Origin of the sequence: Acidovorax sp. HMWF029 (genome assembly GCF_003060895.1) — a bacterium.
Taxonomy (GTDB): domain Bacteria; phylum Pseudomonadota; class Gammaproteobacteria; order Burkholderiales; family Burkholderiaceae_C; genus Acidovorax.
The window spans coordinates 13,115-35,643 of the sequence record NZ_QAIH01000138.1 but is presented as its reverse complement, the minus strand read 5'-3'; the positions used below and the strand labels follow the sequence as shown (position 1 = coordinate 35,643).

The following is a 22,529-nucleotide window of genomic DNA, read 5'->3' as shown; positions in this document are numbered from 1 at the left end:
TCCCCACGGCGTTTTCGAGGATGATGCGCGGCATGACTAACGCCCGCATCACCCTCTACGGCATTCCCAACTGCGATACCGTCAAAAAATCCCGCGCCTGGTTCACCGAACAAGGGCTGGACTACCAGTTCCACGACTTCAAGAAACAAGGCGTGCCAACCGCCCAGTTGCCTGGCTGGCTGAGCGCCGTGGGCTGGCAGAAGCTGGTCAACCGCCAGGGCACCACCTGGCGCAAGCTGGATGCCAACACCCAGGCGGCGGTCACGGACGACGCCAGCGCCAGCGCCCTGATGCAAGACCAGCCCAGTGTGATCAAACGCCCCGTGGTCGAATGGCACCATGCAGGCCATACCCAGGTGTCTGTGGGCTTTGCGCCAGATCAATGGCAAGCCTGGCGCGACGCAGCGCCCCAAAACTGACCAACCCAGCAGACCGGACCGGCTGACCGGCTGACATTTACCCGCCAACGCGGGAAATTCGCACAAATCTTTACGCAGATTTACGGCTCCCAAGGCCTGAATTGACACCATGGGCCTAAACTTTTCATGTGTTCGGTGCGTTATGTACCGACCCGAAAGGAGTTTCTCCATGAAAAAGATCGTGATTTTTTCCGCCATGGCAGCCGCCGCAACCCTGGCGACCGCCCAGGAACAAGGCCGCGTGCTGTCCGCAACGCCCATCGTGCAGCAGGTGGGCATCCCTCAGCAGGTGTGCGGCAATGAAACCGTGTACAGCGGCAACCGCACCAGCGGCGCTGGCGCCGTAATGGGCGCCATTGCGGGCGGTGCCGCTGGCAATGCCATCGGCAAGGGCAGCGGTCGCGCAGCCGCCACGGCCATCGGCGTGATCGGCGGGGCCGTACTGGGCAACCAGATCGAAGGTGGTCAGCCGCAGTACCAGAACGTGCAGCGCTGCACCACCGAGACTTACTACGAAAACCGCACCGTGGGCTACAACGTGGTGTACGAGTACGCAGGCAGGCAATACACCACGCGCACCCAGAACGATCCCGGCCGCTGGATTCCGCTGAGCGTGCAGCCCACGGGCCAGACCTATTCCACCCAGCCTGACCCGTACGCGCATCAAGGCGTGTACAGCCAGCCTGGTGTGGTGACATCCACCTACCCGGTACAGCCGGTCTACCAGCAGCCCACTTACGTGACGCCGCCGGTGACGGTGATTGAGTATGGCTACGACAGGCCGTACTACCCGCACCACCGCAATCCTTACTGGCGCTGAGCCAACGCTTGGGGCCCCAAACACCCCAAGCCCTGAGGATCTGCTATCACGATGGAGCCCTTCGGGGCTCTTTTTTTCGGCGTCCCGGCACTGGGCGCTGGTTTCGTTGGGCCCAGCCACCGGTGCACCGCCACCCCTGCCCTAAAATCGCGGGTTTCCTCTAACCCAATCCTGCGCATCCATGACCACCGAAAAAATCGACGGCGTGTCCGTCACGACCCAGGCCAATGTGTACTTTGACGGCAAATGCGTGAGCCACGGCATCACCTTCCCTGATGGCACGAAGAAGTCGGTGGGCGTGGTGCTGCCCGCAACGCTCACCTTCAACACCGGTGCGCCCGAGATCATGGAATGCGTCGCGGGCTCCTGCGAATACAAGCTGGCAGGCACCGATGCCTGGGTGAAGTCATCCGCAGGCGACAAGTTCAGCGTGCCCGGCAACTCGAAATTCGACATTCGCGTGACCGAGGCCTACCACTACATCTGCCACTTTGGCTGATCGCACCCCACACCGCAACGGAACCCGCAAATGGCCACCATTCTCCAAAGCCTGCCCCTTGGGCAAAAAGTCGGCATCGCCTTCTCCGGCGGCCTCGATACCAGCGCCGCGCTGCACTGGATGAAGCTCAAGGGCGCCGTGCCCTACGCCTACACCGCCAACCTGGGCCAGCCCGACGAGCCTGACTACGACGCCATCCCCCGTAAGGCGATGGAATACGGCGCCGAAAAGGCCCGCCTGGTGGACTGCCGTACGCAGCTGGCCCATGAAGGCATTGCTGCGCTGCAAGCCGGTGCCTTCCACATCTCCACCGGCGGTCTGACCTACTTCAACACAACGCCCCTGGGCCGTGCCGTGACCGGCACCATGCTCGTGGCAGCAATGAAGGAAGACGACGTCAACATCTGGGGCGACGGCTCGACCTTCAAAGGCAACGACATCGAGCGCTTCTACCGCTACGGCCTGCTCACCAACCCCTCGCTCAAGATCTACAAGCCCTGGCTGGACCAGCTGTTCATCGACGAGCTGGGCGGCCGCGCCGAGATGTCGGCCTTCATGACCCAGGCGGGCTTTGGCTACAAGATGAGCGCCGAGAAGGCCTACAGCACCGACAGCAACATGCTGGGCGCCACACACGAAGCCAAGGACCTGGAGTTCCTGAACAGTGGCATCCGCATCGTCAACCCCATCATGGGCGTGGCGTTCTGGAAGCCCGAGGTCGAAGTCAAGGCCGAGGAAGTCTCGGTGCGCTTTGAAGAAGGCCAGCCTGTCGCGCTGAACGGCGTGGAAATCAACGACCCGGTCGAGCTGATCCTCGAAGCCAACCGCATCGGCGGCCGCCATGGCCTGGGCATGAGCGACCAGATCGAAAACCGCATCATCGAGGCCAAGAGCCGTGGCATCTACGAAGCCCCGGGCCTGGCGCTGCTGCACATTGCCTACGAGCGCCTGGTCACCGGCATCCACAACGAGGACACCATCGAGCAGTACCGCCTGAACGGCCTCAAGCTCGGACGCCTGCTCTACCAGGGCCGCTGGTTCGACCCCCAGGCCATCATGCTGCGCGAAACCGCCCAGCGCTGGGTGGCGCGCGCCGTGACCGGCACCGTGACGCTGGAACTGCGCCGTGGCAACGACTACTCGCTGCTGAACACCGAGTCGCCCAACCTGACCTACGCGCCCGAGCGCCTGTCGATGGAAAAGGTGGAAGACGCGCCGTTCAGCCCGCTGGACCGCATCGGCCAACTGACCATGCGCAACCTGGACATCTCGGACACACGCGACAAGCTCGGCGTGTATGCACGTGCGGGCCTGCTGTCGCTGGGGGGCAATGCCGCCCTGGCGCAGCTGGAAAACGACCGCAAGTGATTTTGGCGGGGTTTGTCACTCAAAATAGTGACAAAAAATGGCTTCTGCGCGCGACCATCATGCGCTAGAAGCTATCAAAAAATGAGCAAAGCCACCGGAAACGGTGGCTTTTTTTATGCAGCACTCGCTGGCGCCCGTGTACAGATTCAGTACCGATCATTAAAAATATCATTTAAATCATATTTACACTACAATTATCACTTCCAACACTTCGCTGAAGGAGCATTTCATGCCCATTCCATTTCTGCCCCCGAAGTCCGGCGTACGCCCCATGCTTGTGCTGAGCGCGGCCCTGTTCCTGCTGCCCCCGGCCTGGGCATTGCAGCCCCCCACTGGGGCCGTGATACTGACCATTTCAGGGAAGGTAGGCGAGACGAATCAGGCCGGAGCCGCCGTGTTCGACCTGGCCATGTTGGAAGCACTGCCCCAGCGGAGTTTTGTGACCAGCACGCCGTGGTACAAGGAGCCCACCAAATTCACCGGCCCGCTGCTACGCGACGTGCTGTCGGCGGCCAAGGCACAGGGCGTCACACTGGAGGCCACAGCCCTCAACGACTACAAAACCAGCATCCCAGTGGACGATGCACGGCAGTTTGATGTGATCGTGGCGCACCGCATCAATGACAAGCCCATCTCGGTACGAACAAAGGGGCCACTGTTCATCATCTACCCCTTTGACACAACGCTTGAGCTGAAGGCCTCCAAGTACTATGGCCGATCTGCATGGCAGCTCAAATCACTGAAGGTGGACTGACCTCACAATGCCTGCTTACCGCGATAGCCAGCGCTACCTGCTATGGCTGGCCCTCGGCACCGTCATCATGGCGGCCGCGATGGCTGTGCTGTTGGTAATGCAGGTCGCGCAACAGCGCTCGATACAACAAAGCGCGAATCTGCGCAGTGACTCCATCACAGCACTGTCGTTCCAGCTGGAGCGGGAGTTTTTACGCTTGCGGCAGGCCATTGACGTCAGCGCCCACAGCCACGCCCCTCTGGACCTGGACGCGCTCAGGCTGCGCAGCGATGTGTTTGCCAGCCGTATCCAGCTGATGCAGGACACGCCCAGCACCATAGCGCTGCAAGAGCGCGCAGAGTACCAAAATACCATGCCCCAGCTTGCAACGTTGATGGGCAAGGTCGACGCCCTGCTGCAGCCTCCGGCAGAGCCCACGCATGCCCAACTCGGCCAGTTGCTGCACTACTTCAACGCCATGGGTCCTCAGGTGCAGGAGCTGACCATGGCGGCTACGCGCCACACAGCGGTGCTGCTGGAACAGCAGGAATCGACCATGCTCGACCAGGGCCGACAGATCATGGCACTCATCCTGGCGCAGCTCGTGCTGCTGCTTGCGGCCGCAACCGCGCTGGCAAGGCGACATCGCAGGGTGGAAGACGAGCACCGCGCGATGCAACAACTCACCCAGAACCTCCAGGAAGCCAATCTGGCAGCCGAAGCGGCCAACCGCGGCAAGAGCCAATTCCTGGCCAACATGAGCCACGAACTGCGCACGCCCTTCAACGGAGTGCTGGGCATGCTGAACCTGCTGGAGCGGACTGCTCTTACCGCCCGACAGAGGGAATACGTGGGCACGGCCAGAGGATCCGCAGACCACCTGCTCTCATTGCTGAACGACATCCTGGATGTGTCCGCCATAGAGACGGGCAAGATGGCGATTCACCCGCATGTGACGGATCTTCATGCCCTGATAGCCAACGTCGAACAGCTGATGCAGCCCGTAGCTGCGCAGAAGGGACTAGGCTTTTACTCCCATTGCGCTGCAGACTTGCCGCAGTGGGTGCAGGCCGACAGCACCCGGCTCAAGCAGATCGTTTTGAACCTGATCACTAACGCCATCAAGTTCAGCGAGAGTGGCACAGTGAGATTGCGTCTACTGCGTGACGCGTCGGCACCTCGCCCGGCCGATTCGCTCGCGGCTTACCCACTACGCCTGGAAGTCAGCGACGAGGGGATTGGAATGGACGCCCAGACACTGTCCAAACTATTCAAACGTTTCACACAAGGGGACGACAGCACATCCCGCCGGTTTGGCGGAACCGGCCTGGGACTGGAGATATCACGCAACCTCGCGCAGCGTATGGGCGGTGAGATCTCGGTAACCAGCATCCCTGGCAAAGGCAGCACCTTTACCGTTGAACTGCCGCTACCCATTGCCGCAGCGCCCGAAAAAGCGTTAGCGCAGGCCACAGCCCAAACCCCAACCTTGCGCCCGACCGACGTTCGAGGCCTGACGGTGCTGGTAGCAGACGACCAGCTGGTGAACCGCAAATACATGGGCGCCCTGCTGGAAGACATGGGCCACACCGTTGTGTTTGCCGACAACGGAGAACAGGCTTGCGCCGCCGTGCAAAGCCAACACCCAGACCTCGTATTGATGGACCTGCACATGCCCACTCTGGACGGATTTGGTGCCGCACGAAGGATCCGGGAATGGATGGCCCCGGAGCAGCTTCCCATCATCGCTCTCACGGCAGACGTGTTCGCTCAAGCGCGCGACAAGGCTGCTGCGTGTGGCATGAATGGTTTCGTCAGCAAACCAGTCAATGCCGCCACGCTGCAGGCCACAATGATGGAGTTTTTTGGCCTGCGTGGCGCGCCTGCCTCGCCTGTTTTTGACGCTGATACCGTGGCCGAAAGCGACGCCGAACAGGTGATGCGCCGCGCAGCGCCTGCATCGGCGCAGGCGGGAGTCTCGCCTGTCGGGACCTCTGTACCCAGCGCCTTACCGCGCACACGAAAACGCTTCAGGCCTGGCGACGTGTCAACCCACCTCGACATGGCGATGGTGGGTGACGTATGCATTGGCGTGTCGGCACAAGGCTACCGGTCGCTTTTGCGCAGCTTCTTCAGCGATGAGTCCGGGGCGCTGGATGCGTTACTACAGGCCTTGCAGGAGGTCAAGGAAGAGCGCCCCAATGGCCTGCGTGACCCCGCCCACGCATTCAAGGGCGCCGCAGCCAACCTGGGCTTTCACAAGCTGGCTGCGCTGGCCCTGCAACTTGAAAAGAGCCGCATCACGCCTGCAGAGGTACCCGCAGCCCGGGCTGGGCTGCTAGACGCCTGGGCAATGGCCCACGCACTGTGTTTGCGCATGGGATTGACCGATGTCGAATCGGTACTGGAACGGCACAACGCGGAGGCGGCTGCGCGGTGAATCACTGCCACTGAGCTTTCGCACAAGGGCCACCGGCGCAAAGCTGACGGGCCGTTCAAACCACCACAGGCTCTGGTTCAAGCCGGATACCAAAACGCTCGTACACGCTGGTCTGGATGGCCTTGGCCAGTGTCATCACCTCGCCGCCGGTCACGCTGTCGGCGCCCTGCCCCCGATTCACCAGCACCAGGGCCTGCTTTTCATATACACCCGCCTTGCCGATGGATTTGCCCTTCCAGCCGCAGGCATCAATCAGCCAACCCGCCGCCAGCTTGATGCTGCCGTCCGGCATGGGGTAGTGCACGATCCGCGGCTCGCGCGCAATGATGTCGGCGCACTGCTCGGGCGAGACCGTGGGGTTCTTGAAGAAGCTGCCCGCGTTGCCAACCACGGCCGGATCAGGCAGCTTGGCGCGGCGGATGTCGCAGATCCATTCGAAGATCTGCTGGGCCGTGGGCTGCAATACGCCCTCCTCTGCCATGCGACGCTCAAGGTCCAGATAGCCCAGCACTGGCTTCCAGGGCTTGGGCAGGTGAAAGCGCACATGGGTGATCACAGCACGGCCCTCCAGCCCCAAGCCACGCGGCAGGCCATTCGCATCCAGTGCATCTGACGGCGCGGAGTGTTTGAACACCGAATCCCGGTAGCCAAATCCGCACTGCGCGGCGTCCAGCGTGAAGGTACGGCCCGTGGCCAGGTCGATAGCGTCCAGGGAATCAAACCTGTCCTGCAGCTCCACGCCATAGGCGCCGATGTTCTGCACGGGCGATGCCCCCACGGTGCCGGGGATCAGGGCCAGGTTCTCCAGCCCCGCAAAGCCCTGCCCCAGCGTCCAGGCCACGCAGTCGTGCCAGACCTCGCCCGCACCCGCCTCCACGATCCAGGCCTTGGGGGTTTCCTCCACCAGGCGCAGGCCCTTGATCTCCATCTTGAGCACCACGGGCTTCACATCGCCGGTGAGGATGATGTTGCTTCCTCCACCCAGCACAAACTTGGGCGCCGCCGCCAGCTCCGGGTCGGCCAGCACGGCCAGCACATCGGCTGAGGAGTGCACACGCACCAGAGTCTGCGCGCGTGCAGCAATGCCGAAGGTGTTGCAGGGCTGCAAAGGGACGTTTTTCTCGACTACCATTGGCCCGATTGTCGCATTCGCCCTTTGGAAGGGCTGCGATTTGCCCCCTGTTTCCCCGAGATTGAGAACCACCATGCCATCTTTTGACACCGTCTGCGAAGCCAACCTGGTTGAAGTGAAAAACGCCGTGGAGAACACCGCCAAGGAAATCGCCACCCGCTTCGACTTCAAGGGCACCTCGGCCAGCATCGAGATCAAGGACAAGGACATCACCCTGATCGGCGATGCCGACTTCCAGCTCACCCAGATCGAGGACGTGCTGCGCAACAAGCTCACCAAGCGCAGCGTGGACGTACGCTTCCTGGACATGGGCGATGTGCAGAAAATGGGCGGCGACAAGGTCAAGCAGGTCATCAAGGTGCGCAATGGCATCGAGAGTGAGCTGGCCAAGAAGATCCAGAAGCTGCTCAAGGAAAGCAAGCTCAAGGTGCAAGGCGCCATCCAGGAAGACAAGGTGCGCGTGACCGGCGCCAAGCGCGACGACCTGCAGGCCGCCATGGCACTGATCCGCAAGGACGTGACCGACGTGCCGCTGTCGTTCGACAACTTCCGCGACTGAGCCTGGCGCCCGGCAAGATCCACTCACTTTTTCATCCCCCGCACCATGACCAAGCATCTACACCTGCTGCCAGCCTCCATGGTGGCCCTTGGCGGGCTCCTGCTGGCCACCGCCGGAGCGGTGCATGCGCAGTCGGTGGCGCTGGCCGGCATGCTGGGCAGCAAGGCTCTGCTGGTGGTGGATGCCCACCCGCCGCGCGCCGTGGGCGCCGGGGATGAATTCCAGGGGGTCAAGGTCATCGCAGTGCTCAAGGAAGAAGCCACCGTCGAAGTCAAGGGCGAGCGGCGCATCCTGCGTCTGGGCGAAGCCCCGGTGCGCGTGGGGGGCCGCAGCGGCGCCAGCGGCAGGCGCCTTGTGCTGACCGCCGACAGCCGGGGGCATTTTGTGAACAGCGGCACCATCAATGGCAAGGTGATGCAGTACATGGTCGATACCGGCGCCTCCACCGTCGCCATTGGCCGCTCTGATGCAGACCGGATGGGGCTGAACTACCAAAGCGGCCAGCCTGTGCGCATGGGCACTGCCAATGGCGTTGGGCAAGGCTGGCGCATGAAGCTTGACTCTGTGCGCGTTGGCGATGTGGAGGTGTTTGGCGTGGAGGCCATCGTCACATCCCAGCCCATGCCCTACGTACTGCTGGGCAATAGTTTTCTGAACGAATTCCAGATGACCCGCAGTAACGACCAGATGGTGCTTGAAAAACGCAACTGACCTCCCATGTCCGCCCACCCTGCCATCCATCACCCGCATTCCGAGGGGGAGTACGAGGATCTTCTGAGCCTTTGGTCCGACCTGGAATCGGCGCTGTCGGTGTTGCTGGCGCGGCCACTGCAGGTACAGGATTTCCCCGGCAAGGTGCGGCAATTCGACACCTGGCTGCAGGACTTGGTGGCGCACGACATCGATGCGGCGCTGTACCTGATGTTCCAGCATGCGTCCACGTCCACCGTGGGCTATAGCGCATCCCACGCGCTGGTGTGCGGCACGCTGTGCCACATCATGGCGCTTGAACTGAGGCTGCCCCAGCGTGAGCGCGACAGCCTGGTGCGCGCGGCGCTGACCATGAACATCGGCATGACCGCGCTGCAGGACGAACTGGCCGAGCAGCGCGAGCGCCCCACTGCCGCGCAGCAGGAGGCCATCAAAAGCCACCCCGAAGAAAGCATGCTACTGCTGGAGCGCCTGTTCATCAGCGATGCGCTCTGGCTGGATGTGGTGGGACAACACCATGCCAGCATCACCGAGCGCGTGCCCCTGGCGGGACAGGACCCGGAAGACCGGCTCACGCGCATCCTGGGTACCATCGACCGCTATGCGGCCATGATCAGCCCACGCAAGTCGCGTGCGGGCCGCAGCGCCACGGACTCGGTGCGCGCCATCGTTGGGCAGGAAGTGGACCAGCGTGACGAGGTGAGCTACACCCTGGTCCGCTCCATCGGTCTGTGCCCTCCGGGCACTTTTGTGAAACTGGAAAACGGCGACACGGCCATCGTGTTGCGCCGGAGCGAAAAAGCCAATCACCCCCTGGTGGCAAGCCTGCTCGACCGCAGCGGCAGCCACCACGTCCAACCCACCCTGTACCAAACGGCCTCCGGCAAACCGCGCATCCAGTCGGCCCTGGCGCGCTCAGCGGTAAGCCTGGAGCTCAACCACCGCACCATGGTGCGGCTGGGTTTGTATGCAGCCCAGCACAGCGCCGGGCTGCGGGGGCTGGTCACAGGGCCTGGGGCGCTCTGAGGCCCGCCAATCGCCAGGCCTGTAGGGCGATCAGAGCACCCGTTCGTTCTACTTGTGCGCCTTGCCTGACGACGAACTCGCCTCGGGACCCTGTTTGTCTTTCTTGCTTCCCAGGCGCGACTCCTTGCCAGCCATCAGCCGCTGGATATTCTCCTTGTGCCTCCAGGCCAGCAGCAGCGCCATCACCACCATCGAAGCGGCAATCGTGCCTTCGGCATACCAGACAACGCCGTCCACCAGCAGGTAGTACACCGGCGCAAACACAGCGGCCACCAGCGAAGCCAGCGACGAATAGCGAAAGAAAAAGGCGATGATGATCCAGGTGAGTGCCGTGGCCAGGCCCAGCCAGCCGCTGACGCCCACCAGCACGCCCAACGCCGTGGCCACACCCTTGCCGCCCTCGAAGCGGAAAAACACCGGCCAGAGGTGCCCCAGGAAAGCCGCCAGCCCCACCAGAGCCACGGTGCCGTCTTCCAGCCCATAGGGGTGGCCGAACCACATCACCAGCGCCACGGGCAGCCAGCCCTTCATCGCGTCCAGCAACAGGGTCACGATGGCCGCTGCCTTGCTACCCGAGCGCAGCACATTGGTGGCGCCCGGGTTCTTGCTGCCATAGGTGCGCGGGTCGGAGAGGCCCATGACGCGCGTCACGATGACGGCAAACGACAGCGAGCCCAGCAAATAAGCGGCCACGGCGGCAAGAAGGGGGTAAACGGCGGTCAAAGCATTTCCTCGGTAATCAAATAGGTGGGCCGGCCTATTCTGCCAGCGCACATTGCACGGGTTTGGCGCCCAGCAGTTGCACACACACCTGCGGGTCCAGCTGCACCAGAAAACCCCGGCGCCCGCCGTTGATGGCAATGCGGGGCAGCGCGAGGATGGTTTCCTCGATATAGACCGGCATGGTGCGCCGCGTGCCAAACGGCGACGTACCGCCCACCAGGTAGCCGCTGTGCCGGTTGGCTACCTCGGGCGCGCAGGGCTCGACCGACTTGGCGCCAATCTGCCGCGCGAGGTTCTTGGTGGACACCTTGCGGTCACCATGCATCAGCATCAAAAGCGGCTTGGCGTCCTGGTCCTGCATGACAAGGGTCTTGACCACGTTAAAGGGATCCAGGCCCAGCACCTCGGCGCTGTGCATGGCACCGCCGTGCTCCAGGTACTCATACGGGTGTTCGGTGAAAGCCACCTTGTTCGCCTTGAGCAACTGGGTGGCTTGGGTCTCGGAAACGCGTTCTTTCTTGGCCATGGTGTGGTGCGGATAGGGCACCGATGGTATCCGTATCCAAATGTGAATGTTCGGATAACACCCGATGATTCAGAACACCGCGCCGGGCGCTACTGCCGCCCTGCGGCGCCGCCCCACCTTGCGCTTGCCGTATTCCTCGATGGCCACCACCAGCGCTTTGGTGAACTGCTCCACCAAGGCGGATGGCACCCGGCCCTCGGCGGCCAGCACCTGCAGGCGCCGCTGCTGCAACTGAGCCTCATCAAACGGTCGGGCAGCCAGCAGGCCTGCCTCCACCCAGCGCGCCGCAGTGAGGTAGCTGGCCAGCACCACGTCGTGCCCGCTGAGCAGCGGCAGCAGCGCCGATGAAAAATTGCTTTCCACCGCAGGCACATAGCGCAGCCCCTGCACAGTGCAGCTCAGGTCGAACAACTGCCGCCCCGTGGTGTTGCTGGCGCCCAGCAGCAGCGGGTAACGCACCACGTCGGCCACGCGGACGCTGCGCTGGCGGGCCAGCGGGTGTTGCGCGGGCATGACGGCGTAGATGGGAGCGATGGCCGAATGCAGCACCTGCAGACCCTTCTCAGGCGCCATGCTGTACTTCAGCGCCAGATCGACCTCGCCCCGCAGCACCAGGGCCGAGACATCCTGCGGCACCGCCACCTGCAAATGCAGCTGCACCTGCGGGTGTGCCCGCCGAAAGCCTGCCATGACCTGCGGCATGAAAGCAGCCGCGAACCCTTCGGTGCAGGCCAGCCGCACCCGCAAGGCACCTTGGGCCGACAAATCCTGCAGCTGATCCACCAGCTCCAGCGCCTGCGCATCGTGCGCACTGGCATGGGCCAGCAGCCGGGTTCCCGCCTCGGTCAGTGTCATGCCCCGGGCCTGGCGCTCGAACAGGACCACGCCCAGGCTGTCTTCCAGCTTGCCCAGCTGGCGGCTCACCGCCGACGCCGCCACATGCAGGCGCTGAGCAGCCTGGTTGACAGAACCGGTACGCGCCACTTCCAGAAAATAGCGCAGAGGCAAGCTGAGCAATGAAATAGCCACGGTGTATTAAATCACAAAAAGGCAATGGTCATTTGCCAAATCTCTATTCAAGGCAATGGTAAACCAGCATTCATCTTGCATGTCTTAAGGCTCCAATTCACCCATGCCCGATCACACCTGTTGGTGGCAGGGCGCTTACCACTGGAATCCGCATGAAACACCTTGTTCGAGCCTCGCTGTTGTCCGCTGCCCTGTCCGCCCTCGCCTGCGCCAGCAGCCTGTCTTCTGCCCAGACCACCGCGCCATCGGATGCCTGGCCCCAGCGCCCCGTGCGTGTGGTGGTGCCCTTCCCGCCCGGCGGGGGCACAGATGCCGTGGCCCGCGCCCTGGGCCAGAAGCTGTCTGCGCGCCTGGGCCAGCCGGTGGTCACCGACAACAAGCCCGGTGCTTCCACCATCATCGGCACCGAAACCGTGGTGAAGGCCGAGCCCGATGGCTACACGCTGCTGGTGTCGGGCTCCACCAGCTACACCGTGAATGCCGCGCTGCGCCCCAAGCTGCCGTACGACCCGCTCAAGGACCTCGCCCCCGTGGCCATCGTGGCCCGCGCACCGCTGGTGATCGTGGTCAATGCCAACGCGCCATACAAGGACCTTGCCGCGCTGCTGGCGGCCGCCAAGGCGGCGCCCAAAACCATCAACTACGCAACGTTCGGCTCGGGCTCGGCGCCACACCTGGTGGGTGCGCTGCTGGAGCAGGCGGCCGACGTGCGCCTGCAGGACGTACCTTACCGGGGCAGCGCGCAGGCCATGATGGGACTGATCGGCGGCGAAATCCAGATGGCCATCGACACCGTGGCCAGTGCCGCGCCGCATGTACGCTCGGGCAAGCTGCGGGCGCTGGCGATTGCGGGCAACGAGCGCGCCCGCGCCCTGCCCTCGGTACCCACGGTGATAGAGCAGAAACTGCCCGACGCGGCCTTTGACGGCTGGTATGCCGTGGCTGCCCCCGCACGCACGCCCGCGCCCGTCATGGACAAGCTGATCAAGGAAGTGGAAGCCGCGATGCGCGACCCCCAGTTGCAGGAGCAGATCCGCGCCCAGGGCATGGAGCCCGTGTTTGTGGGCCCCAAAGCCATGCACGCGGCCATGGACAACGAGATTGGCCGCTACCGCGCGCTGGCCCACCGCGCCAAGATCGTGGTGGATTGACGAATACACGACAAGGACCCGCAGATGAACCGACAACAATTGATTCAAGACGTCCAACGCTACTTCGACAACGGCCAATTTGCCACCGACCTGCGCCGCCGCGTGGCTTGGCGCACCGAAAGCGACACCGGCAAGGTGCCGCCCGAACTGCGCGCCTACCTCACCGACGAAATGGTGCCCTGGCTCAAGCCCCTGGGTTTCGAGTGCCAGGTGCTCGACAATCCCTCGCCACAAGGCGGCCCCTTTTTGGTGGCACGCCGCGTGGAAGACTCTGCCCTGCCCACCGTGCTCACCTACGGCCATGGCGATGTGGTCAACGGGCAGGACGCGCAATGGCGCGAGGGCCTCTCGCCCTGGGCGCTGACCATCGAAGGCGAGCGCTGGTACGGCCGGGGCACCGCCGACAACAAGGGCCAGCACACCGTAAGCCTGGCCGCACTCGCCCACACCATCGAGGCCCGGGGTGGTCGCCTGGGCTACAACGTGACGCTGCTCATGGAGATGGGTGAAGAGGCGGGTTCGCCGGGCCTGGGCGCATTCTGCGAGCAGCACCGCGGTGCGCTCAAGGCCGACCTGTTCGTCGCCAGCGACGGCCCCCGCGTGAACGCAGGCCACCCCACCCTCTTCCTGGGTTCACGCGGGGCTATCAACTTTGCGCTCACCGTGCACAGCCGCGACAAGGCCTACCACTCCGGCAATTGGGGCGGCGTGCTGGCCAACCCAGCCACGGTACTCACACACGCATTGGCCACGCTGGTGGACGCTAAGGGCCGCATCCTGGTCAAAGGCCTGCTGCCGCCTGCGGTGCCCGACAAGCTGCGCACGGCGCTCAAAGACGTGGTGATCGGCGCCGATTCCGATGCCCCGGCGCTCACGCCCGGCTGGGGCGAGCCTGGCCTGACACCAGCCGAACAGCTGGTGGGCTGGAACACGCTGGAGGTGCTGGCGCTGGGCGCGGGCAACGCGCAACGGCCCATCAACGCAATCCCCTCTCAGGCTGTGGCGCATTGCCAGCTGCGCTTTGTGGTGGGCACCGATTGGCAAAACGTGCAAGCCACGCTGCGCGAGCACCTGGACGCACATGGCTTCGGCCAGGTCGAGATCACCATGGGCATGCACTGCGGTGCCACACGGCTCGATCTGCACAACCCCTGGGTGGACTGGGCGATGGCCTCGCTAGAGGCCAGCGCGGGCCAACCTGCCACGCTGCTGCCCAACCTGGCTGGCTCGCTGCCCAACGACATTTTTGCCGACCAGTTGGGCCTGCCCACGCTGTGGGTGCCGCACTCATACCCCGCCTGTGCCCAGCATGCGCCCAACGAGCATTTGCTGGCGCCCGTGGCGCGCGAAGGGCTGGCGGTGATGGCCGGTCTGTTCTGGGATCTAGGGGAACCGCAAGGCACGCCGTGGCGAGAAGGCCGCGTCGCCGTTGCGGCTTGAAAAACCCTTGGTTGTACCCAGCAAAAAGGGGCTTTTCAGCCCCTTTTGTTTTTGCCGCCGCCGCTCAAAGAGCGGGGTCGCGCAGCTCCCAGCGGATCGCATCAATGTCCTTCAGCACTTCGGGCGACAGCGTGGTGCCCCAGGCATTCAGATCTTCCTCCAGCTGCGCCACCGACGTCACGCCGATGATGGTGCTGGCCACCTGCCACTTGGTGTAGCAGAACGCCAGCGCCATCTGCGTGGGGGTCATGCCGTTGGCGCGGGCCAGCGCGTTGTAACGGCGCGAGGCAGCCAGCGCCTCGGGGCGACCCCAGCGCTGCTTGCGCACCGACTCATAGGTGGCAATGCGCGCGCCTTGGGGGGCGCTCGGGCCGGTGGTGCCGCTCTCGTCGTACTTGCCCGTCAGCAGGCCAAAGCCCAGGGGCGAATAGGCCAGCAGCGACACGTTGAGGCGGTGGCAGGTTTCGTCCATGCCGTTTTCCCAGGTGCGGTTGATCAGGCAATACGGGTTCTGCACCGTGGCCACGCGCGGCAGGCCATGCTGCTCGGCCAGGCGTACAAATTCGTGCACGCCGTAAGGGGTTTCGTTCGACAGGCCGATGGCGCGCACCTTGCCCGCCTTCACCAGCCCGGCCAGCGCTTCCAACTGCTCGCGGATGGGGGTTTGCGACGTTTCCTTGGCAGGGTCGTAATACAGGTTGCCGAAGGCGGGCACATGGCGCTCGGGCCAGTGGATCTGGTAGAGGTCGATCACATCGGTCTGCAGGCGGCGCAGGCTGGCCTCGCACGACGCGACGATGTCGGTCGGGGTCATGCCCTTGCCCTCGCGCACCCAGGGCATGCCGCGCGATGGGCCTGCCACCTTGGTCGCCACCACCAGCTTCTGGCGCGCGCCGGGGTTCTTGGCAAACCAGTTGCCGATGATGGTTTCGGTGGCGCCAAAGGTTTCGGCCTTGGCGGGCACCGAGTACATCTCGGCCGTGTCGATGAAGTTCACGCCGCGCGCGAGCGACTGGCTCAGGATGGCGTGGGACTCGGCTTCATTGACCTGCTCGCCAAAGGTCATGGTGCCCAGGCAAATGGGGGTGACAAGCAGGTCACTCTGACCCAAGCGGACTGTGTTCATGCGGTGAAAGCTCCAGATGATCGGGATAAACAGGGCCTGCGGCGGCCGTGGCTGGCGATGGTACAAGCGAACGCCAAAGCGTGCCGGGCGCCGGACTCCTTGGTGACAGCGCGGCACAGGCGGGGGCATACCATCGCCTTACCATTTGCAGAACATGTACCAAGTTCTCAAACCCTCGCGCAGCAGCACGCTGCCCATGCGCCACCTGAGCTACCACGTCCGCCACTGGGGCCCCGACACCAGCCCGCTGCCCACGCTGGTGCTGCTGCACGGCTGGATGGATGTAGGCGCCTCGTACCAGTTCACGGTGGATGCGCTGCAGCATGAGCGCCGCATCATCGCCCCCGACTGGCGCGGCTTTGGCCTGACCACCGGCGCACCGGTGGACCACTATGTGTTTGCCGACTACCTGGCCGACCTGGACCTGCTGCTGGACCACTACGCCCCCGGCGAAACCATCGACCTGGTAGGCCACAGCATGGGCGGCAACGTCGCCATGATGTATGCGGGTGTGCGGCCCGAGCGCATCCGCCGCCTGGTGAACCTGGAAGGTTTTGGCATGCCCGCCACGCGGCCCGACCAGGCGCCCAAACGCTACAGGCAGTGGATCGACGAAATCAAACAACTGCACACCGGCGACATGGCCCTCAAGAGCTACGACAGCCAGGACGGCGTGGCACACAGGCTGATGAAGACCAACCCGCGCCTGTCCGAGGACAAGGCCCAATGGCTGGCGGGACACTGGGCACGACCCAACGCACAAGGCCAGTGGGAAATTCTGGGCGACCCGGCCCACAAGATCACCAGCGCCCAGCTCTACCGGCTGGACGAAGCGATGGAGCTGTACAAGAGCATCACCGCCCCCGTGCTGTCCGTGGAGGCCAGCGACGACAGCCTGGGCCAGTGGTGGAAGGGCCGCTACACGCTGGACGAATACCACCAGCGCCTGACCCATGTGCGCAACTGCCGCACGGCCGTGGTGCACGACGCCGCGCACATGCTGCACCACGACCAGCCTGCGCAGGTGGCCCGCCTGATCGAGGAGTTTCTGGAGCAGGCCTAGCAAAAATTCAAACAAAAACAGGCCCCACCGCGCGATGGATAAGCTTTTTTAGCTATCATTTTTGATTTATCAACGCATTCAAATCGGCCCGGCGGGCCCGGGCCTTTGCGCAGCAACGCCCATCGCAGGGCTTTGGCGGAGCACTTTGCTTGTCCCATGAGAAAATCGCGGGTTATTCAACAGAACACGCAGGACAAGAACCATGGACGCAGAACGCATCAACCTCATCGGCACCACCCTCAGCGACCTGGCTCTGCGCACGGCAGAGTTACGGAGGTATCTTTGACTTCGATGCCAAATTCGAACGCCTGCGCACCGTAAACGCATCGCTGGAAGACCCTTCGGTCTGGAACGATCCGAAGAAGGCCCAGGAGCTGGGCAAGGAACAAAAATCGCTCTCCAGCGTGGTGGTCACGCTGGACAAACTCACCCGCGATCTGGCCGACAACGCCGAGCTGTATGAGATGAGCAAAGAGGAAGACGACGAAGCCGGCCTTTTGACCATCGAATCGGAAGCCGCCACGATGCGCGCGGCGGTGGAAGAGCTGGAGTTCCGCCGCATGTTCCGCAACGAGGCCGACCCGCTGAACTGCTTTGTGGACATCCAGGCAGGCGCAGGTGGCACCGAGGCCTGCGACTGGGCCAGCATGCTGCTGCGCCAGTACCTCAAATACGCCGAACGCAAGGGCTTCAAGGCCACGGTCGAAGACGAAACTCCGGGCGACGTGGCGGGCATCAAGAGCGCCACGATCAAGATCGAGGGCGAATACGCCTTCGGCCTGCTGCGCACAGAAACCGGCGTGCACCGCCTGGTGCGCAAGAGCCCGTTCGACAGCTCGGGCGGCCGCCACACCTCGTTCGCGTCGCTGTTCGTCTACCCTGAAATCGACGACTCCATCGAGATCAACATCAACCCCGCCGACGTGCGCACCGACACCTTCCGCGCATCGGGCGCGGGCGGCCAGCACATCAACAAGACCGACTCGGCCGTGCGCCTCACGCACATCCCCACGGGCATCGTGGTGCAGTGCCAGGACGGCCGCAGCCAGCACAGCAACCGCGACGTGGCCTGGCAGCGCCTGCGCAGCCGCCTGTACGACTTCGAAATGCGCAAGCGCATGGAAGAGCAGCAGAAGCTGGAAGACACCAAGACCGACGTGGGCTGGGGCCACCAGATCCGCAGCTACGTGCTGGACAACAGCCGCATCAAGGACCTGCGCACCAACGTTGAAATCTCTGCCACACAGAAGGTGCTGGATGGCGACCTCGATGCCTTCATCGAAGCTTCGTTGAAGCAAGGCGTCTGAGCGATGCGGATGCGCACCGACGCCGTCATCTTCGACATGGATGGCACCATGATCGACTCCATGCCCTGGCACGCCCAGGCGTGGGTCGAGTTTGCACGCCGCCGGGGCATGGACATTGACGTGCCCGACCTCATGGCCCGCACCACGGGCAAGAACGGCACCGAATGCATCGTGGAGCTGCTGGGCCGCCCCGTGTCGCAGGACGAGGCCGACGCACTAACCCACGAGAAGGAAACCATCTACCGCGAGCTATTTGCCCCCCGCTTCACTGAGGTGGCGGGCTTTCGCCAGTTTGCAGCCCAGGTGCGCGGGCGCGGGCTGAAGGTGGCGGTGGGCACGGCAGGCGACAGAGGCAACGTGGAGTTCGCCCTGGGCCACTTGGGGCTCACACCTGCTCCGCAAGCCATCGTGCGCGGCGACGAAGGCCTGCCCGGCAAGCCGCAGCCCGCCATCTTTCTGGAGGCCGCACGCCGCATCGCGGCAGCGCCCGAACACTGCATCGTCTTTGAAGACGCGCCTTTTGGCATCGAGGCCGCCCGCCGCGCCGGCATGCGCGCCGTGGCCATCTGCAGCACCCATACGCCCGAGCAACTGGCCGGGCCGCATGTGCTGGCGGCCGTGCGCGACTACACCGAACTCATGAACACCGACTTTCTGGAGAGCATCCATGTTGCAACTGCATAGCGCAGACGGAAGTGGAGACGGAGCAGGCCAGACCATCGCCATCCGCCGCGAGGACTACACCGCCCCCGCCTACTGGATCGATAGCGTCGAACTCACCTTCGACCTGGACCCGAACAAGACCCGCGTGCTCAACCGCATGACCTTGCGCCGCAACCCCGACGTGGCAGCGGAGCCGCTCAAGTTGGACGGCGATGAGCTGAACCTGGCTCGCGTGCTGGTCAACGGCCAGGGCACCTCGTTCAAGATGGAAGGCGCCCGGCTGGTGCTGGAGAACCTGCCCGAGGGCAGCGAGCCCTTCGCGCTGGAGATATTCACCACCTGCTGCCCGGCCAAGAACACGCAGCTCATGGGCCTGTATGTGAGCCAGGGCACATTCTTCACGCAGTGCGAGGCCGAGGGCTTTCGCCGCATCACCTACTTCCTGGACCGCCCTGATGTGATGGCCAGCTACACCGTCACGCTGCGCGCCGACAAGGCCCAGTACCCGGTGCTACTCTCCAACGGCAACCTGATGGACAGCGGCGACCTGGAAGACGGCCCCCATGGCGCCCGGCATTTCGCCAAGTGGGTGGACCCGCACAAGAAGCCCTGCTACCTGTTCGCACTGGTGGCGGGCAAGCTGGTGGCGCGAGAGCAGCACATCAAGAGTCGCTCGGGCACCAATCACCTGCTGCAGGTGTATGTGCGCCCTGGCGACCTGGGCAAGACCGAACACGCGATGAACTCGCTGATGTACAGCGTGGCCTGGGACGAAGCCCGCTTCGGCCTGCCGCTGGACCTGGAGCGCTTCATGATCGTCGCGACCAGCGACTTCAACATGGGCGCGATGGAGAACAAGGGCCTGAACATCTTCAACACGAAGTACGTTCTGGCGAGCGAATCCACAGCCACCGACACCGACTTCGCCAACATCGAGAGCGTGGTGGGCCACGAGTACTTCCACAACTGGACAGGCAACCGTGTGACCTGCCGCGACTGGTTCCAACTGAGCCTGAAGGAAGGCCTCACCGTCTTCCGCGACCAAGAGTTCAGCATGGACCTGGCCAGCAGCCCCTCGGCCCGCGCCGTCAAGCGCATCGAAGACGTGCGTGTGCTGCGCACCGCCCAATTCCCTGAAGATGCGGGGCCCATGGCCCACCCGGTGCGGCCCGACAGCTACGTCGAGATCAACAACTTCTACACCGTCACCATCTACGAAAAGGGTGCAGAGGTCGTGCGCATGCAGCACAACCTGGTGGGCCGGGACGGCTTCGCCAAAGGCATGAAGCTGTACTTCGAACGCCACGACGGCCAGGCCGTGACCTGCGACGATTTCGTGCAGGCCATCGCAGATGCCAATCCTGCAAGCCCGCTCACGCAGCACCTGGCCCAGTTCAAGCGCTGGTACAGCCAAGCGGGCACGCCCCGCGTGCGCGCCACGGGCCGCTACGACGCCGCCACGCGCTGCTACGCCCTCACGCTGTCGCAAAGCTGCGCCCCCACGCCCGGCCAGAGCGAGAAGCTGCCCTTTGTCATCCCGGTGGACCTGGGCCTGATCGACGCCCGCACAGGCGCTGCTCTGCCCCTTCATGTGTCGGGCGAAGAGTCGTCGGGCAACACATCACGCGTGGTCGTGCTCACCGAGGCATCGCAGACACTGACCTTCACCAACGTGGATGCAGAGCCCGTCCCTTCGCTGCTGCGCGGTTTCAGTGCCCCGGTGGTGCTGGACATCGACTACACCGACGCGCAATTGCTGGCCCTGCTCGCACACGACACCGACGCCTTCAATCGCTGGGAAGCGGGCCAGCGCCTGGCGCTGCGAATCGCTACCAATTCGATAGCAAACAGCGCTTTACAGACAGGCGGAAACGGCCGATTTGAGCATCAAATCTTGCCCGCAGAGTTTGTAGAAGCCATGCGTGCCGTGCTGCGCAACCCCTCGCTGGATGCGGCGTTCAAGGAACTGGTGCTCACCCTGCCGTCTGAAACCTACATCGCCGAGCAGCAGGACGTGGTGGACCCCCAGCGCATCCACGCCGTGCGCGAAGCCATGCGCGAGCAACTGGCCGTCTCGCTGCAGGCCGACTGGGAATGGGCCTGGGAACAGAACCAGGACACCGGCGGCTACCGCCCCGACCCCGTCTCCTGTGGCCGCCGTGCACTCAGCGGCCTGGCGCTGCACATGCTGTGCATTGCCGCCCAGCGCACCGGTGATGCCATCTGGCCGGGCAAGGCCTATCAGCGCTTCAAGGTGGCGGGCAACATGACGGACCGGTTCAACGCACTCACCGCCCTGGTTGCCAGCGGCAGCGAACTCGCGGCACCCGCCCTCGCGCGCTTTCACGCCCTGTTCAAGGACGAGCCCCTGGTCATCGACAAGTGGTTTGCGCTGCAGGCTGGTAGCCCAGACCGTGGCGGAAACGTGCTGCCCGCCGTGCGCCAACTCATGCAACACCCGGACTTCAGCTTGAAGAACCCCAACCGCGCACGCAGCGTGATCTTCAGCTATTGCAGCGCCAACCCAGGCGCTTTCCACCGTGCAGATGCAGCGGGCTACGTGTTCTGGAGCGACCGCGTGATCGAGCTGGATGCCATCAACCCGCAGGTCGCAGCCCGCCTGGCACGTGCACTCGACCGCTGGAAGAAGCTGGCAGACCCCTGGCGCAGCGCCGCCCGCGAAGCCATTGCCCGCGTTGCCGCCAAGCCTGAACTGTCCAACGACGTGCGCGAGGTCGTCACCCGCGCACTGGCCGACTAATCCTTCTGAAAGCAGAGACCCATGGCAAAAAGCATCAGCCTGACCCGCTACCTCGTTGAACAGCAACGGGTGGACGGCCTCATCCCCTCGCAACTGCGCCTGCTGCTCGAAGTGGTGGCTCGCGCCTGCAAAAGCATCAGCCACGCCGTGAACAAAGGTGCGCTGGGCGGCGTGCTGGGCACGGCCAGCAGCGAAAACGTGCAGGGAGAAATCCAGAAAAAGCTCGACATCATCGCCAACGAGGTGCTGATCGAAGCCAACGAATGGGGCGGCCACCTGGCCGCCATGGCGTCCGAAGAAATGGACGGCATCTACCTGGTGCCCAACCGCTATCCGCAAGGCGAATACCTGCTGCTGTTCGACCCCCTCGATGGCTCCAGCAACATCGATGTGAACGTGAGCATCGGCACCATCTTCAGCGTGTTGAAAAAGCCCGATGGCGACCGGGGCGTGGAGGAAGGCGACTTCCTGCAGCCTGGCACGCAGCAAGTGGCCGCCGGCTACTGCATCTACGGCCCACAAACCACCCTGGTGCTCACCGTGGGTGACGGCGTGGCCATGTTCACGCTGGACCGCGAACAGGGCTCCTTCGTGCTGACCGAAGAAAACATCCGCATTCCAGAGGACACCAAGGAATTCGCGATCAACATGAGCAACATGCGTCACTGGGACGAACCCGTGAAGCGCTACATCGACGAATGCCTGCAAGGCAAGGAAGGTCCGCGCGGCAAGGACTTCAACATGCGCTGGATTGCCAGCATGGTGGCCGACGTGCACCGCATCCTGACCCGGGGCGGCGTCTTCATGTACCCCTGGGACAAACGCGAGCCCAACAAGCCTGGCAAGCTGCGCCTGATGTACGAAGCCAACCCCATGGGCTGGCTGGTCGAACAGGCCGGAGGCGCAGCCACCAATGGCAAGCAACGCATCCTGGACATCCAGCCCAACCAGCTCCATGAGCGCGTCAGCGTGATACTCGGCTCAAAAAATGAGGTCGAACGGGTGACCAGCTACCATTCCACGCTATAATCTG

21 protein-coding genes are annotated in these 22,529 nt (G+C 63.8%); 16 read left to right on the top strand and 5 right to left on the bottom strand.

Going from position 1 to position 22,529, the window contains the following annotated elements:
* Window positions 1-32: 32 nt before the first annotated feature.
* From DBR12_RS09535 to DBR12_RS09510, 6 genes are all read left to right on the top strand, one after another.
* Complete coding sequence (locus DBR12_RS09535) at window positions 33-419, top strand: ArsC family reductase (RefSeq protein WP_108617027.1); 387 nt, start codon at window positions 33-35, stop codon at window positions 417-419.
* Window positions 420-588: 169 nt separating this feature from the next.
* Window positions 589-1,239: a glycine zipper 2TM domain-containing protein gene (locus DBR12_RS09530; RefSeq protein WP_108617018.1), complete on the top strand. Its 651-nt coding sequence runs from the start codon at window positions 589-591 to the stop codon at window positions 1,237-1,239.
* A gap of 181 nt (window positions 1,240-1,420) precedes the next feature.
* Window positions 1,421-1,738, top strand: a complete 318-nt coding sequence (locus tag DBR12_RS09525) for a pyrimidine/purine nucleoside phosphorylase (RefSeq protein ID WP_063460592.1) — start codon at window positions 1,421-1,423, stop codon at window positions 1,736-1,738.
* Between the two features lie 30 nt (window positions 1,739-1,768).
* The gene (gene argG, locus DBR12_RS09520; RefSeq protein ID WP_108617017.1) at window positions 1,769-3,106 is read left to right on the top strand and encodes an argininosuccinate synthase; all 1,338 of its coding nucleotides are present in this window, start codon (window positions 1,769-1,771) and stop codon (window positions 3,104-3,106) included.
* A 229-nt stretch (window positions 3,107-3,335) separates the two neighbouring features.
* Window positions 3,336-3,860: a molybdopterin-dependent oxidoreductase gene (locus tag DBR12_RS09515; protein WP_233244379.1), complete on the top strand. Its 525-nt coding sequence runs from the start codon at window positions 3,336-3,338 to the stop codon at window positions 3,858-3,860.
* A 7-nt stretch (window positions 3,861-3,867) separates the two neighbouring features.
* The gene (locus DBR12_RS09510; RefSeq protein ID WP_108617015.1) at window positions 3,868-6,279 is read left to right on the top strand and encodes an ATP-binding protein; all 2,412 of its coding nucleotides are present in this window, start codon (window positions 3,868-3,870) and stop codon (window positions 6,277-6,279) included.
* A gap of 55 nt (window positions 6,280-6,334) precedes the next feature.
* Here the strand turns inward: DBR12_RS09510 and murB are convergent, their stop codons facing one another.
* Window positions 6,335-7,411 carry a UDP-N-acetylmuramate dehydrogenase gene (gene murB / locus DBR12_RS09505; RefSeq protein WP_108617014.1) on the bottom strand — a complete coding sequence of 359 codons (1,077 nt, stop codon included), beginning with the start codon at window positions 7,409-7,411 and terminating at the stop codon, window positions 6,335-6,337.
* 73 nt (window positions 7,412-7,484) lie between these two features.
* Here murB and DBR12_RS09500 point away from each other — a divergent pair, with 73 nt between their 5' ends.
* From DBR12_RS09500 to DBR12_RS09490, 3 genes are read left to right on the top strand one after another with little or no spacing between them, the layout of a single operon-like run.
* Window positions 7,485-7,970, top strand: a complete 486-nt coding sequence (locus tag DBR12_RS09500) for a YajQ family cyclic di-GMP-binding protein (protein WP_056063745.1) — start codon at window positions 7,485-7,487, stop codon at window positions 7,968-7,970.
* A gap of 45 nt (window positions 7,971-8,015) precedes the next feature.
* Window positions 8,016-8,681: a retropepsin-like aspartic protease gene (locus DBR12_RS09495; RefSeq protein ID WP_199226665.1), complete on the top strand. Its 666-nt coding sequence runs from the start codon at window positions 8,016-8,018 to the stop codon at window positions 8,679-8,681.
* A 6-nt stretch (window positions 8,682-8,687) separates the two neighbouring features.
* Window positions 8,688-9,707: an HD-GYP domain-containing protein gene (locus DBR12_RS09490; RefSeq protein ID WP_108617013.1), complete on the top strand. Its 1,020-nt coding sequence runs from the start codon at window positions 8,688-8,690 to the stop codon at window positions 9,705-9,707.
* A gap of 48 nt (window positions 9,708-9,755) precedes the next feature.
* On the opposite strand, the gene plsY is transcribed toward DBR12_RS09490, so the two are convergent.
* The 3 genes from plsY to DBR12_RS09475 all read right to left on the bottom strand — a co-directional run bounded on the left by plsY (window position 9,756) and on the right by DBR12_RS09475 (window position 11,985).
* Window positions 9,756-10,430, bottom strand: a complete 675-nt coding sequence (plsY, locus tag DBR12_RS09485) for a glycerol-3-phosphate 1-O-acyltransferase PlsY (protein WP_108617012.1) — start codon at window positions 10,428-10,430, stop codon at window positions 9,756-9,758.
* A gap of 34 nt (window positions 10,431-10,464) precedes the next feature.
* Window positions 10,465-10,956 carry an aminoacyl-tRNA deacylase gene (locus DBR12_RS09480; RefSeq protein ID WP_108617025.1) on the bottom strand — a complete coding sequence of 164 codons (492 nt, stop codon included), beginning with the start codon at window positions 10,954-10,956 and terminating at the stop codon, window positions 10,465-10,467.
* A gap of 69 nt (window positions 10,957-11,025) precedes the next feature.
* Window positions 11,026-11,985 (bottom strand): LysR family transcriptional regulator, encoded by a 960-nt coding sequence (locus tag DBR12_RS09475; protein WP_108617011.1) that lies wholly within the window; start codon window positions 11,983-11,985, stop codon window positions 11,026-11,028.
* 152 nt (window positions 11,986-12,137) lie between these two features.
* On the opposite strand from DBR12_RS09475, the gene DBR12_RS09470 reads away from it, so the two are divergent.
* Both DBR12_RS09470 and DBR12_RS09465 read left to right on the top strand, forming a co-directional pair.
* Entirely contained in the window at window positions 12,138-13,136 is a 999-nt protein-coding gene (locus tag DBR12_RS09470; protein ID WP_108617010.1) for a tripartite tricarboxylate transporter substrate binding protein, read from the top strand.
* Window positions 13,137-13,160: 24 nt separating this feature from the next.
* Window positions 13,161-14,576 carry a M20 family metallopeptidase gene (locus DBR12_RS09465; protein WP_108617009.1) on the top strand — a complete coding sequence of 472 codons (1,416 nt, stop codon included), beginning with the start codon at window positions 13,161-13,163 and terminating at the stop codon, window positions 14,574-14,576.
* Window positions 14,577-14,640: 64 nt separating this feature from the next.
* Here the strand turns inward: DBR12_RS09465 and DBR12_RS09460 are convergent, their stop codons facing one another.
* Window positions 14,641-15,702, bottom strand: coding sequence for an aldo/keto reductase (locus DBR12_RS09460; protein WP_108617024.1), 1,062 nt, complete (start codon window positions 15,700-15,702; stop codon window positions 14,641-14,643).
* Window positions 15,703-15,856: 154 nt separating this feature from the next.
* Here DBR12_RS09460 and DBR12_RS09455 point away from each other — a divergent pair, with 154 nt between their 5' ends.
* The 5 genes from DBR12_RS09455 (at window position 15,857) to DBR12_RS09435 (ending at window position 22,525) form a co-directional block, all read left to right on the top strand.
* On the top strand, window positions 15,857-16,765 hold the full coding sequence (locus tag DBR12_RS09455) for an alpha/beta fold hydrolase (RefSeq protein WP_108617008.1): 909 nt from the start codon (window positions 15,857-15,859) through the stop codon (window positions 16,763-16,765).
* A 202-nt stretch (window positions 16,766-16,967) separates the two neighbouring features.
* A protein-coding gene (gene prfB, locus DBR12_RS09450; protein ID WP_108617007.1) for a peptide chain release factor 2 occupies window positions 16,968-18,072 on the top strand; the annotation gives its coding sequence in 2 pieces (ribosomal slippage) (window positions 16,968-17,048 and window positions 17,050-18,072; 1,104 coding nt in all).
* Window positions 18,073-18,081: 9 nt separating this feature from the next.
* Window positions 18,082-18,756, top strand: a complete 675-nt coding sequence (locus DBR12_RS09445; RefSeq protein WP_108617006.1) for an HAD family phosphatase — start codon at window positions 18,082-18,084, stop codon at window positions 18,754-18,756.
* A complete protein-coding gene (gene pepN, locus DBR12_RS09440; protein WP_108617005.1) occupies window positions 18,740-21,496 on the top strand; it encodes an aminopeptidase N in 2,757 nt (918 codons plus the stop codon). The genes DBR12_RS09445 and pepN overlap by 17 nt, the downstream gene beginning before the upstream one ends.
* Window positions 21,497-21,517: 21 nt before the next feature.
* Window positions 21,518-22,525 (top strand): class 1 fructose-bisphosphatase, encoded by a 1,008-nt coding sequence (locus tag DBR12_RS09435; protein WP_108617004.1) that lies wholly within the window; start codon window positions 21,518-21,520, stop codon window positions 22,523-22,525.
* The last annotated feature ends 4 nt before the right edge of the window (window positions 22,526-22,529 follow it).